Below are 12,778 nucleotides of genomic sequence, written 5' to 3' on the forward strand. Positions count from 1 at the left end.
ATAGGTTTGGATCTATAAAACGATATGGATTTATTTATTATTGTAAATTTTTTTGATAGTATTTGTAAAGCTCTGAAGGACTGTAACCTAGATAATATTTTAAATGAATCATTCCGAAATGATACTGTAATTTAACCATACCTCGTTCTTCATATCGCCTGGCAGATGTAGTCACGGCAGAAGAAATAATCTTAAAAGTTTTTATTTTGTAAACCCGTCGAATGAATTCGTTGTCTTCGTAGATCACAAATTTTTCATTGAAGCCATTGAGTTGGTGAAAAAGTTTGTTGGTGATAAACAATGACTGATCTCCGCCACGACAAATTTGATGATTAATACGGGTGCACCAGGCGAAAAATTTCAAAAAGCGGCTGTTGCTATTAAAACGCATTTGAAAGCAACCTACCTCAAAACCCTTGTCGATTTCATTTAGAATAGCATTGTCAAAATCTTTCGGAGGTAAAGAATCTACATGTAAAAAATAGAGGATATCTCCAGTGGCCTTGGTTGCCCCGAGGTTCATTTGCGCAGCACGTCCTTTTTTACTGTTAACAACAGATGCGCCATATTTTATAGCGTTTGCAACGGTATGATCTGTACTACCGCCATCAACCACTAGTATTTCTTTAATGCGGTCAGAGCCTGCATTGTTTGAAATAGCGAAAAGTACATCTTTAATGTACTTTTCTTCATTCAAAACTGGTATAATAATACTAATGGTTGGCTGGTGGGTACTCATACAATATTGTTTGCTTACTTATGGTAGCCAAATACTGTTAAACCTTACAATTGCTTGATTAATTCTTGAAATAATTGCACCATTTTTGGCTCTGTTTTTTCAGCAATAGCGATGATTTCGCTAATGTCTACAGGCTTTAAATTGTCTGGATCGCATTCATCGGTCAATACAGAAACAGCAACAATAGGTAATGACAAATGATTGGCAACGATAACCTCTGGTACGGTACTCATACCAACAGCATCTGCACCAATTAATTTAATCATTCTATATTCTGCCTTTGTCTCTAGTTGAGGTCCGACTACAGAAGCATACACTCCGCTTTTCAATGAAATGTTAAGCTCTTTTGCAATAGCGGTCAACTTGTTACGCATATCTAAATCGTAAGGTTCGGACATATCTGCAAAACGCTCGCCAAAATCACTAACACCTTTAAATGCTAATGGAGAACCACCTTGTAGGTTAATATGATCTTCGATCAGCATCATGTCTCCCTTTTTATAATCAAGGTTTACTGCACCGGCAGCATTAGAAATAAATAATTTAGAAATACCCAACATGTGCATAACGCGAATAGGGTAGGTGATATCTAAAAAGTCGTAGCCTTCGTATAAGTGAAAACGACCTTGCATTACCACTACTTTCTTGCCAGAAATGGTACCGTATACCAATTTACCAGTATGAAATTCAACTGTTGCCAATGGAAAAAATGGAATGTGATTGTAATGAGCTTCAATAGGGTCTTCAACACTATCAACTAATTTACCTAATCCTGTACCTAGTACAATACCTATTTCGGGTTTGTCAAAACCTTTGTTTTTAAGGTATGCTACAGATTCTAAAAGTTCATCTTTCATCATAATTTTATATGTTTTAAAAAGGGTGCAAAGTCATCGATATCCTTTATATCCTCGTAATAATCTACGTCGTTTCTTGTTTCTAAAAGGGCGGTAGTTTCATTTTTAAGGTCAGCTAAAGTGTCCTTTAAAACCGTTTCTGTTCCCCATGTTTTGTTTTTGAAAAGAGCTGGTAAAAATTTCTTCATCCCAAGTAAATAGTATCCGCCATCTTCTGCGGGACCAACCACAAAATCGTTTTTCTCTAAAGATTTAAATGCTTCTTCTAAATCTTCTTGAGAAAGATCAAGCATGTCACTACCAATGATAATGATTTTTTGATATTCATTTTGAAACCCTTGTTGAAAGGCATTTGCCATACGAACACCTAAATCTTCGCCGACTTGTAATTTTTTACCAAATTTTTGATTGTCCCAAATATCGTTTTCCCAAATTTCTTCAGAATAATACACCTCTTTTTCAGCATATAAATTTTTGGTAATCGCTACGGTATGGTCTAATAAAAATTTATAAATATCAAATGCAGCTTGGTCGCCAACAGTAGCGGCTAAGCGTCTTTTCCCTTTGCCTATTTCAGGGTTTCTAGTGAAAATCAGTAAAAGATTGTTTGAGTTTGCGAGGGTAAAATCTATGACTTTCTCGTCTCGTACTGCTTTGTTGTTTTGTAGTATTGCCAATGTAATTTTTTAATTTTCCTAACTCCTAACTCCTAACTCCTAACTCCTAACTAGTATACTTTAATTCCTTCTTGTAAAAGCTTGCCCCAGTGTTTACTAAAAGCATGAACGCTATCGGTTGCAATTTCTTTGTCGTTAAAAACGGTGCCACCTTTATTTTTCCATTCAAAAATACCACCATGTAAGTTTAGAATTTTGGTGTACCCCAATTCTTTTAGCTTTTCACCAATATCTTCTGATCTTACACCGATAGAACAATACACGATTATGGGCTGCGATTTGTCAGTAATCGTTTTCAGTACCTTTTTCTCGTCGAAATTTTTATAGCCGACCCAAATAGCATTTTTAAGGTGGCTTACTTCAAATTCTTCTTTTTCTCTAGTGTCTAAATATGCGATAGAATCTGTTTCGGGTATATTATCAAAATACGCATAAGGTATCGTTCCTTGGTTCCAAGAGTTTAGTGCCTTTGAAATTTTGTCTTGTCCCGAGCTATATTTTGAAAAAGAAAGGAAGGCAAGAACACAGAGTAATAACTTATAATTTAGTATTTTCATTACTACAAAGGTACTATAATTAGCATTTAAGAAGTACCGGTATAAAAGTGAATTTATGGTTAAAACTTTGCAAAATAAAGGTTTAGCAGTATTTGTATTACTGTGTGTTATTTTCAATTTCAGTTGTAAACAAGAGGTAAAGCAAGAGTTGATCGAAGAAGAAGAGATTCCAACCGGGTATTATATAGAAAAATATAGACCACAATATCATTTTACACCAGAAGAAAAATGGATGAATGACCCTAACGGATTGGTTTATAAAGATAGCGTGTATCACCTTTTTTACCAATATTATCCAGATAGTACGGTTTGGGGACCCATGCATTGGGGACATGCGGTTAGTAAAGATATGATGGTTTGGAAGCATAAACCAGTTGCTTTATTTCCTGATGAAAACGGATTCATATTTTCAGGTAGTGCTGTGGTGGATCATAATAATACTTCGGGCTTTGGTACAAAAGAAAATCCCGCCATGGTGGCTATATTCACCTATCATGATATGGCAGGTGAACAAGCTGGAAAAAATGATTTTCAAACACAAGGTATTGCCTATAGTTTAGATAATGGTGATAGTTGGACGAAGTATGAGAACAACCCTGTAATTGAAAATACGGGAATTAAAGATTTTAGAGATCCCAAAGTATTTTGGAATGATAAAGCTGAGCTTTGGACAATGCTTCTGGTAGCGGGAGACCATTTGCAAATATGGAATTCACCAAATTTAAAAGAGTGGAAAAAAGTAAGTGAGTTCGGTAAAGAAACCGGTGCGCATGGTGGTGTATGGGAATGCCCAGATTTGTTTCCATTAAAAATAGAAGGTACCGATGAAGTAAAATGGGTGCTTTTAATTAGCATAAACCCTGGTGCACCAAATGGAGGTAGTGGCACGCAATATTTTATAGGAGATTTTGATGGAACAACATTTACCACAGATCAAGTAGAGCATAAATGGATAGATTTAGGTAGAGATAATTATGCAGGTGTAACCTATAACGACACACCGAATGATGAACGCATATTTATTGGTTGGATGAGTAATTGGGACTATGCCCGCGAAACACCAACTGAAAAATGGCGTAGTGCGATGACAGTGCCAAGAACGTTGACGTTGCGAAAGGTTGGTGATGAAGTATCATTATTTAATTATCCGGTAATAGGTTTTGAAAAGCATGTTGCCTTGGCATACCCAGAAAGTATAATAAAGATTCTGCCTACTAGAAAAAGGATTATTCCGCTGAAATATGGTAACCAAAGCAAGACGAAATTCACCTTGTCCGTTCCGAATGCTCAAATGTATTTTAGGAATAAAAATGGAGATAGCCTAAGTATCGATATTGACAGGACTAAAAAGTTGGTTACACTAGATCGAAGAAAATCGGGCAATGTTGATTTTAGTGATAAATTTTCGCCGGGAGTTCAGCAAATGAAAATTCCGAGTTTACCAGATGGTCCAATTGAAATAGTATTTCTACTAGATCATTCTTCATTAGAACTTTTTATAAATGACGGTCAGTATGTAATGACCAATCAAATTTTCCCTAATGAATTTTTTAGGGCGATAACGATTGTGAATAATTCAGAAGAAGAGTTGGTTATAGAAGACTTTACAGAGCATAAAGTAGAACGTGTTTGGGATTAGTCTCTACAGTGTTGTCGCGTAGGTCAAGACTTCTTCATTTGTGCTTCTGCTTGCTATATTTGATTTTTATATAATTTGCTAGGTAGATTTTGGTGTCTCTAAGCTAAAGTCGGGCTAATTGTGTTTACTGAAACGTTGGTATAATGACGTGTTCGCTATTACAATAATTCTAAAACCTTATTTTATTTCAAGGAGTTTTTAAAATATCTGATTTTTTTTGTCAAAGAATAGGCGAAAATCACAACGCAATTCTATGAATTGTAAACTAACCTATATAGTTTTGTATTAGAAAGAAGGGTGTTAAAACAAAAAAATCCTTACCGTTAAGTAAGGATTTATTGTGGTGCCTCCAGGAATCGAACCAGGGACACATGGATTTTCAGTCCATTGCTCTACCAACTGAGCTAAGGCACCATGTCGCTATAAGCGGCTGCAAATATAATTTCAATTTTATGATTTACAAACAAAATCGTGAAAAAAGAAAAATGTTTTTTTAATTTTTAATCTTTGTAACATGAATTTAATAATTGATGCAGGTAATACAAACGTTAAGTTAGCAATCTTTAAAAAGTCAGAAATAATTCATTTAGAGACTGTTGTTGTCGATTTGTTTGTTGAAGCGGTTAAAAAAATCTTCAAAGAATTTCCAAGAATAAAATCTTCAATAGTTTCTAGTGTTGGATCACTTTCTAAGGAGCAAATGAAGGTTGTGGCCGTTTTTTGTGAGCTACATGAACTTTCAAATGCCTCAAAAGTGCCATTTAAGAACTCATATGCCTCACCTCAAACGTTAGGTGTGGATCGTTTGGCTTTGGCTACGGCTGCATATTATTTCAATCCGCATCAGAATAATTTGGTAATTGACGCTGGTTCATGTGTTACTTATGATATGTTGAATGATTTTGATGAATATTTGGGCGGTGCCATATCACCTGGGGTTCAAATGCGGTATAATGCCATGCATCAGCAAACGGCAAAGTTACCTTTACTCGAAAAAAAAGAACTGTTAGACTATATAGGTAACACGACAGAAAACTGTCTTCATAGTGGTGTCGTTAATGGTATAACTCTTGAAATAGACGGTGTCATTGATCTCTACAAAGCAAGATTTAAAAATTTAACAGTTATTTTAACTGGTGGAGACACACTATTTTTGTCTAAACGATTAAAAAATACCATATTTGCGGATTCCAAATTTCTCCTGAAAGGGCTTAATTATTTGCTGGAATACAACAAGCACTAAATGATCAGAAAAATTGTAATTGCAATTGTATACATAACCACCGTGGGTATGTACGCTCAAGATGGCACCGTTTCTCCCTATTCTTTCTTCGGAATTGGCGATTTAAAAAACGAAAGCACGGTTGAAAATCAAATGATGGGTGGTATTGGCGTATATGCCGATAGTATTCATATAAACTTGAAAAACCCTGCTGCTTATGGTAAGCTTGGTTTAGAGGTAATGGATAGAGAAGGTCTGGTAACCTATACGGCCGGTGTCTCTAATAAACAGTATACACTTAAAAGTTTTACCGAAGAACAACAAAGTTCCATTACTAATTTAGATTATTTGGCATTAGGTTTTAGTGTAGGTAATGGTCTAGGTATGGGGTTTGGTATTATGCCATATTCTTCAGTTGGTTATAATTTGGTTGAAGAACGTACAAATGCAAGTGGCTCAGATTTAGTTAATGTATATAATGGAGAAGGCGGTTTAACACGTGCTTTTTATTCTATAGGATATGAAGTTGTTAAAGACTTGAGTATTGGGGCTACTGTAAATTTCAACTTCGGTACCTTAGATAGTGAAAGATTGCAACAGGTAGAAGATATTCAATTTGGTACTTTTGATAGAAGAAGTTCTCGAATAAACGGATTTGATTTTAACTACGCATTAAATTATACGCCAATAATAAAAGGAAGACAACGACTACATTCTTCTATTCGTGTAAATACCCAAGGTAATTTAGTTTCTAAGAACGATAGACAAATAGGTTCTTTCTCGGTTGCTAATGGTGGTACAATAGAAGAGGTAGAAGTAAACTTGGCTGCTCAGAATTTGAGTAATACCGAGTTGAAGATACCTACGACTACTACATTAGGTTTAGGTTATGGAGAAGATTATAAATGGTTTATAGGTGCTGAATATAGTTTTCAAGAGATGAGTTCTTTTGAAAATTCTTTCTTAGGTGCTGATAGTATAGCATACGAAGATGCAAGTTCGTTTGCATTAGGTGCTTTTATAACACCAGATCATAATTCGTTTTCAAGTTACTTAAAACGAATTACTTACCGTGCAGGTATGCGTTTAGATAAGACTGGTATGTTGGTGAACGATGTTGATATAAATAACTTTGGCATAACTTTTGGATTAGGCTTACCACTGGGTAGAAGTTTCTCTAATCTTAACTTAGGTTTTGAGTTTGGCAAAAGAGGAACGACTAGAGCTAACCTAATCGAAGAGAGCTACTTTAAATTCAATGTAGGTCTTTCGTTGAACGATCGTTGGTTCCAGAAAAGAAAAATCAATTAATAAAAAATTAGTACATTAACCATTTAAAAAGAGAAATATGAAATCGAAACTTTACTTCACGGCAATAATGTTCCTAGGGATGATGGGAGTAAGTAATGCACAGGCACAGAACCCTGAATGTATGACTAACTTATCTATATTTTCTGAGCATTCGAAAGTTAAAAATTATGATGCGGCTTATGAGCCATGGAAAATGGTTTATGAAACTTGTCCTCAACTAAATAACGCTATCTATGTATATGGTGAACGTATACTTAAAGATAAGATGGGTAAGGCGACAGGTGCTGATAAAGAGAAGTTTGCTACTGATCTTATGGGTCTTTATGATAATAAGTTGAAGTATTTTGCATCTAAAACTAGCCAAGGCGAGACTGAAGTTGATAAAGCTTTAGTAATGTATGATAATAAAATGGCTGATGATGCTAAAATGTACAGCATGTTGAGTGATGCCTTTACAAAGGATAAAGAAAACTTCACAAACCCTAAAGCGTTATATATCTATTTCTCTAGTTTAGTTGATGAGAATAAAGCAGGTAGAAAAGATTTGCAAGAAGTTTTTGATGTATACGATGCTGTTACAGAGAAAATTGAAGTAGAAAACGAAAAAATCACTGGTAAAATTTCAAAGCTTTTACCTAAAGAAGAAGCTGGTACATTAACTTCTAAAGAAAAGTCTCGTTTAAAGTCTTACAATTCTTATTCTGAAGTTTACGGTAAAATCGCAGGAAGTATCGATTCTAAATTAGGTCCTTTAGCTGATTGTAGTAACTTAATTCCTCTTTACGAAAAGAGTTTTGAAGAGAAGCAGAACGATGTTGTTTGGGTAAAAAGAGCGGTTGGTCTTATGTTCAACAAAGAATGTACAGATGATCCAATGTTCCAGAAATTATTCGAAGCGCAATTAAGATTAGATCCATCTGCCGATGCTTATGTATATGGTGGTACTTTAAAGATGAAAAACGGAGACACTAAAGGTGCTCTTGCAGATTTCGATAAAGCATTGTCTTTAGAAACGAATAATGAGAAAAAATCTAAGATTGCTTACAAAGTAGCGGTTATTAATAAGAGAAAAGGTAGTAAGTCTACAGCTCGTAGCTACGCACAGAAAGCGATTGATGCAAATGCATCTAACGGTCGTGCTTATTTATTAATTGCTAACTTATATGCAACAAGTGCAAACAGTTGTGGTACATCTGCTTTCGAGAAAAGAGCTATCTATTGGAAAGCTGCAGATATGGCAAGAAAAGCTGGTAGAGTAGATCCATCATTAAGTGGTTCTTCTAGTCAAGCTGCAAACAGCTATAGTGCAAAAGCACCTACTAAAGAAATGATTTTTAGTGCAGGTATGGCTGGTAAAACTGTTACTTTCAACTGTTGGGTTGGTGGTAGCGTGAAAGTACCTTCTTTATAGAAAAAATGATACAGATTAAAAATTTTAAAGGCATTGCCGTGGTATGTACCATGGCAATGCTTTTTTTATCTTGTAAAGATGATTACAAGAGAGTTGGTGAAGAAGCGGTAAAGGAAGTTTTTCCTAGAAGTGTAGCAGAAAACTTCGTGGCCACTTATACCGAATCTCCTGAAAAATTAGGCTCTGAAGATGAGGGATCTTCTAGAGTTATGGCGGTGCTATCAGGACCTATAAGAAACGATTTTGAGCAGCTGTCTTTTCCATATCAAACCTTTCCAGAAGGCTTATTGGTAGAGATTTTTAATGAAAAAAATGAAAAAACAACAATAGAAGCAGACTACGGGGTGTTGTACTCTAAGACTTCTATCGTAGATTTGCGCGGTAATGTGCTTATAAAAAGTGATGATGGTAAGAAATTAGCAACATCTCAATTGTATTATGATCGCGGTAATGAATGGGCATTTACGCAAGAGAAATTTACATTTACCAATCCTGATGATGGAACGGTGATGGATGGTGAGGGAATGGATATTCAGAAAGACCTTAAGTTTTTGAATGCGCATAAAACCTACGGTCTTATGTTGATAAAAGAAGATAAAGAACAAGAGAATGATTAATATTTTAAGGTATACAGAGTACTTGTATGTTATAGTAGCCGGTTTTTCAATTTTTAGAATTTTTACAGATTGGAATACAGATAGAAGTATGGCTTATTTTTTCATATTTTTTGCTATAGTATCTATAGGTATGTTCTTGTTTAGAAGAAACTACAGAAAAAAATTCGAACAACGTAAACGGGATAATCAAAACAAATAGTGGGTACAGCCGGTATTATCATTATACTTTCCTTGATTTTTTCAGCATTTTTCTCAGGAATGGAAATTGCCTTTATTTCTGCGAACAAAATCCATATTGAAATAGAGAAAAAACAAGAAGGCTTTTTGGCTAGGGTATTAACTAGATTAACCAAAAAACCATCTAAGTTTATTGCGACCATGCTTATTGGTAACAATATAGCCCTAGTTATTTATGGTCTTTTCATGGGCGAAGTACTTATGAATTGGTTTGCGGGTATTGTGCCAGATAATGCTCTTTTAAAGTTGTTGATAACAGATTTTAGTCTGTTGACCCAAACATTTATTTCTACCTTCGTTATTTTAATAACAGCAGAATTTTTGCCAAAGGTGCTCTTTCAGATTTATGCAAATAACCTGTTGAAGTTATTGGCAATCCCTGCATTTTTATTTTACATATTATTCTCGTTTATATCAGATTTCATTATTTGGATTTCTGATTTGATATTGAAATATGTTTTTGGAACATCGGGTGATGAAGTGCAACTCGCCTTTAGTAAACTAGAGTTAGGTGATTATATTACCGAACAGATGGAAACCATAGAGGAGGAAGATGAGGTAGATACCGAAATACAGATATTTCAGAATGCATTAGAATTTGCGGCTGTAAAAGCCCGCGAGGTTATGGTTCCAAGAACTGAAATCGTAGCTGTAGAAATGTATGAGAGTCCGAAAAACTTAGCTAAGATATTTACAGAAACAGGCTACTCCAAGATATTAGTATTTAATGACACGGTAGATAATGTCATTGGCTATGTGCATTCTTATGAGTTGTTCAAGAAGCCAAAGACAATTAAAAGCATTTTGTTGCCTGTAGAGTTTGTGCCAGAAACAATGCTAATTCAAGATATACTAAACGTGTTGATCAAAAAACGCAAGAGTATAGCAGTGGTTTTAGATGAATATGGTGGTACTTCGGGTCTTGTAACGGTCGAAGATATTGTAGAAGAGTTATTTGGAGAGATAGAAGATGAACATGATACTACAGATTTAAGAGAAGAAGTAGTTGATGAACGTCACTTTTTGTTCTCTGCAAGATTAGAAGTTGATGATATTAATGAAAATCATAAATTAAATCTTCCGGTATCAGATGAATATGAGACCTTAGGTGGTCTTTTGGTGCATACCCTAGGGGAAATTCCAGATAAAGAAGTAGAGCTTACCATAGCGTCTTATAAGTTTACTGTGCTAGAAGTTTCTAACACCAAAATCGATTTGATTTCGATAGAAGTTTTGGAAGAGGAATAACAGTGCATCAATCAATAAATTAGGAGTCTTTTTAGTTTTTATTATTTCAATTAAAAATGGTAGTTTTGCCTCCCAATAACCACAAACGATTATTTTAAACGTTAATTAGAATGGCAGTATTAGAAAATATTAGGAAACGTACAACAGTGTTGATCTTGATAATAGGTTTAGCACTTTTTGCATTTGTTATTTCTGGGGTTTTTACCAGTAGCAATTTTGGAGGAGAAAAAGTAGGCTCATCAGTAGCTGAAATTAATGGAGAAGATATTTCTATTGATGAATTCAGAAGAGAAGTTGAAGTAGCTTCAAATAGAGTTGGTCCAACAGCATCATCTATGCAGGTTGTAAACCAAGTTTGGGAAAATAAAGTAAGAAAGACAATCTTAGGGGAGCAATTTGAAGATTTAGGTATTGGTATTGAGCAAGATCAAATTGTTGATTTTCTTAGAACTACCGGTTATGCACAGAATCCTCAGTTTCAAGATCAGAACGGTCAGTTCGATGCTAACATGTTTAGACAGACTGTAGCAGATTGGAAAGTAAACAACCCTGCACAATACGAAGCTTGGTTGCAAACAGAAGATGAAATTATTGAATTGGCAAAAGAGCAGACTTACTTTAATATGGTAAGAGCTGGTGTTGGTGCTACTTTGAAAGAAGGTGAGTTAGATTATAAGTTGGCTAACGAAAAAATGGACATAAAGTACGTAAGAGTACCTTATACTTCAATTGCCGATAGTACTATTTCTGTTAATAAAAGTGAAATTGCTGATTATGTAAGTAAGCATAAAGAGGAATATAAGCAAGATCCTGCTAGAGATTTACAATATGTATATTTTCAAGAAAAACCATCTGAAGCTGATCAAGCTGCTATTAAAGCTGAGATCACTAAACTTTTAGATGATACAGTTGAGTACAATTCTCAAACAGATCGTAACGATACTATTAAAGGTTTTAGAAATACAAAAGATGTTACTTCATTTTTAGATAGGTATTCAGACACTAAGTTTGATACTATCTTTAAAGCAAAAAAGAATTTGCCTTCTAGTGTTGCCGATACATTGATGAGTTTAAATGTTGGTCAAATCTACGGTCCTTATAAAGATGGAGATTCTTATAAGATTTCTAAAATGATCGCTAGAAAGCCAAATGGTTCTGTAAAAGCTAGTCATATTCTATTGGCTTACGCAGGTGCAACTAGAGCTAACCCTGCTGTAACAAGAACAAAAGAAGAAGCTGAAGCTAAAGCAAAAGAATTATTAAGAGAGGCTAAGAAATCTGGAGTAGTATTTTCAGAGTTGGCAAGAGATAACTCAGACGGACCATCTGCACCAAACGGTGGAGATTTAGGATACTTCCAAAAAGGAGTTATGGTTCCTAAATTCAATGACTTTGCTTTTAATAATAATGAAGGGTCAATTGGTTTGGTTGAAACTGATTTCGGTTTTCACGTTATCAAAATAGATGACAAAGAAGATGTAGTTCAAGTTGCTACGATCTCAAGAGAAATTGTTGCATCAGAAGAAACAATAAATACATTGTTTACAAGTGCTACTAAATTTGAAATGGAAACTACAGATGATGAAAGTGCATTTTCAACATTGGCTAAGAAAGATGAATATGTAGTTCGTCCGGTAAATAAGATTAAGGCTTTAGATGAAAATCTTCCTGGTTTAACAAATCAAAGAAACATTGTTCAATGGGCTTTTAATGGTGATACTAAAGTTGGCGATGTAAAGAGATTCAACATTAACAACGGTTATGCTGTAGTTCAGTTGACAGGTAGTTATGCTGAAGGTGTAATGAGTGCTGAAGATGCTTCTGTACTTGTTTTACCTATTATCAGAAAAGAACGTAAGGCAGCTCAAATAATAGCGGCTAACAAGGGTAAAGATATGAGTGCTATTGCATCTGATAACGGTGTAAGTATTTCAAATGGTTCTGCGTTAACAGTGAAGTCTCCAACAATACCTGGTGCAGGTAGTGAACCAGTTGTAGTAGGTACTGCTTACGGAATGGCTGCTGGTGCAACTTCAGGGTTGATTCAAGGAAACACGGGTGTTTTCAAAATTGAAATCGTGAAGAAGACAGAAGCTCCGAAATTAGATAACTACAGTGTATATGCTAATACTTTAAAAACAGGAGCAGCTAGCCGTGTGAACACTGCAGTATACAACGCGTTAAAAGACGGTTCGGAAATAGAAGATAAAAGAGCTGCTTTCTACTAGTAGTTATTTTAAGATTTATAAAAAAAAGAGCATCC

General features: G+C 35.0%; 12 protein-coding genes and 1 tRNA gene. 8 read left to right on the plus strand and 5 right to left on the minus strand.

The features are described 5' to 3' along the window. Positions 1-37: 37 nt before the first annotated feature. Genes ACJJVT_RS19045 through ACJJVT_RS19060 form a run of 4 tightly spaced genes read right to left on the minus strand, consistent with a single transcriptional unit; the run spans position 38 to position 2,830 of the window. Positions 38-739: a TIGR04283 family arsenosugar biosynthesis glycosyltransferase gene (locus tag ACJJVT_RS19045; protein WP_405400837.1), complete on the minus strand. Its 702-nt coding sequence runs from the start codon at positions 737-739 to the stop codon at positions 38-40. Positions 740-783: 44 nt separating this feature from the next. Continuing rightward, complete coding sequence (locus ACJJVT_RS19050) at positions 784-1,599, minus strand: purine-nucleoside phosphorylase (protein ID WP_405400838.1); 816 nt, start codon at positions 1,597-1,599, stop codon at positions 784-786. Further along, positions 1,596-2,267, minus strand: a complete 672-nt coding sequence (locus tag ACJJVT_RS19055; protein ID WP_405401059.1) for a TIGR04282 family arsenosugar biosynthesis glycosyltransferase — start codon at positions 2,265-2,267, stop codon at positions 1,596-1,598. Before ACJJVT_RS19055 ends, ACJJVT_RS19050 begins: the two co-directional genes overlap by 4 nt. A gap of 56 nt (positions 2,268-2,323) precedes the next feature. Beyond that, on the minus strand, positions 2,324-2,830 hold the full coding sequence (locus ACJJVT_RS19060) for a rhodanese-like domain-containing protein (protein WP_405400839.1): 507 nt from the start codon (positions 2,828-2,830) through the stop codon (positions 2,324-2,326). 55 nt (positions 2,831-2,885) lie between these two features. Between ACJJVT_RS19060 and ACJJVT_RS19065 the strand changes: the two genes are divergently transcribed. Then, the gene (locus ACJJVT_RS19065) at positions 2,886-4,469 is read left to right on the plus strand and encodes a glycoside hydrolase family 32 protein (protein WP_405400840.1); all 1,584 of its coding nucleotides are present in this window, start codon (positions 2,886-2,888) and stop codon (positions 4,467-4,469) included. Between the two features lie 341 nt (positions 4,470-4,810). Here the strand turns inward: ACJJVT_RS19065 and ACJJVT_RS19070 are convergent. Then, positions 4,811-4,883, minus strand: a tRNA-Phe gene (locus tag ACJJVT_RS19070). A gap of 100 nt (positions 4,884-4,983) precedes the next feature. Between ACJJVT_RS19070 and ACJJVT_RS19075 the strand changes: the two genes are divergently transcribed. The 7 genes from ACJJVT_RS19075 to ACJJVT_RS19105 all read left to right on the plus strand — a co-directional run bounded on the left by ACJJVT_RS19075 (position 4,984) and on the right by ACJJVT_RS19105 (position 12,743). Continuing rightward, the gene (locus ACJJVT_RS19075) at positions 4,984-5,712 is read left to right on the plus strand and encodes a type III pantothenate kinase (protein WP_405400841.1); all 729 of its coding nucleotides are present in this window, start codon (positions 4,984-4,986) and stop codon (positions 5,710-5,712) included. Next, positions 5,713-7,002, plus strand: a complete 1,290-nt coding sequence (locus ACJJVT_RS19080) for a hypothetical protein (RefSeq protein ID WP_405400842.1) — start codon at positions 5,713-5,715, stop codon at positions 7,000-7,002. 37 nt (positions 7,003-7,039) lie between these two features. Further along, complete coding sequence (locus ACJJVT_RS19085) at positions 7,040-8,413, plus strand: tetratricopeptide repeat protein (protein ID WP_405400844.1); 1,374 nt, start codon at positions 7,040-7,042, stop codon at positions 8,411-8,413. A gap of 5 nt (positions 8,414-8,418) precedes the next feature. After that, complete coding sequence (lptC, locus tag ACJJVT_RS19090; protein ID WP_299322435.1) at positions 8,419-9,030, plus strand: LPS export ABC transporter periplasmic protein LptC; 612 nt, start codon at positions 8,419-8,421, stop codon at positions 9,028-9,030. Continuing rightward, positions 9,023-9,229 carry a hypothetical protein gene (locus ACJJVT_RS19095; protein ID WP_299322438.1) on the plus strand — a complete coding sequence of 69 codons (207 nt, stop codon included), beginning with the start codon at positions 9,023-9,025 and terminating at the stop codon, positions 9,227-9,229. Before lptC ends, ACJJVT_RS19095 begins: the two co-directional genes overlap by 8 nt. After that, positions 9,229-10,515: a hemolysin family protein gene (locus tag ACJJVT_RS19100; protein ID WP_405400845.1), complete on the plus strand. Its 1,287-nt coding sequence runs from the start codon at positions 9,229-9,231 to the stop codon at positions 10,513-10,515. Before ACJJVT_RS19095 ends, ACJJVT_RS19100 begins: the two co-directional genes overlap by 1 nt. Before the next feature lie 110 nt (positions 10,516-10,625). Then, positions 10,626-12,743 (plus strand): peptidylprolyl isomerase, encoded by a 2,118-nt coding sequence (locus ACJJVT_RS19105; protein WP_405400846.1) that lies wholly within the window; start codon positions 10,626-10,628, stop codon positions 12,741-12,743. Positions 12,744-12,778: the final 35 nt, after the last annotated feature.

The sequence above is a fragment of the Maribacter sp. Asnod2-G09 genome (assembly GCF_045063795.1).
Taxonomy (GTDB): domain Bacteria; phylum Bacteroidota; class Bacteroidia; order Flavobacteriales; family Flavobacteriaceae; genus Maribacter.

Coding starts and splice junctions, on each gene's coding strand:
- ACJJVT_RS19045 (WP_405400837.1), bottom strand. CDS start 739: ATGAGTACCCACCAGCCAACCATTAGTATTATTATACCAGTTTTGAAT.
- ACJJVT_RS19050 (WP_405400838.1), bottom strand. CDS start 1,599: ATGATGAAAGATGAACTTTTAGAATCTGTAGCATACCTTAAAAACAAA.
- ACJJVT_RS19060 (WP_405400839.1), bottom strand. CDS start 2,830: ATGAAAATACTAAATTATAAGTTATTACTCTGTGTTCTTGCCTTCCTT.
- ACJJVT_RS19065 (WP_405400840.1), top strand. CDS start 2,886: ATGGTTAAAACTTTGCAAAATAAAGGTTTAGCAGTATTTGTATTACTG.
- ACJJVT_RS19075 (WP_405400841.1), top strand. CDS start 4,984: ATGAATTTAATAATTGATGCAGGTAATACAAACGTTAAGTTAGCAATC.
- ACJJVT_RS19080 (WP_405400842.1), top strand. CDS start 5,713: ATGATCAGAAAAATTGTAATTGCAATTGTATACATAACCACCGTGGGT.
- ACJJVT_RS19085 (WP_405400844.1), top strand. CDS start 7,040: ATGAAATCGAAACTTTACTTCACGGCAATAATGTTCCTAGGGATGATG.
- lptC (WP_299322435.1), top strand. CDS start 8,419: ATGATACAGATTAAAAATTTTAAAGGCATTGCCGTGGTATGTACCATG.
- ACJJVT_RS19095 (WP_299322438.1), top strand. CDS start 9,023: ATGATTAATATTTTAAGGTATACAGAGTACTTGTATGTTATAGTAGCC.
- ACJJVT_RS19105 (WP_405400846.1), top strand. CDS start 10,626: ATGGCAGTATTAGAAAATATTAGGAAACGTACAACAGTGTTGATCTTG.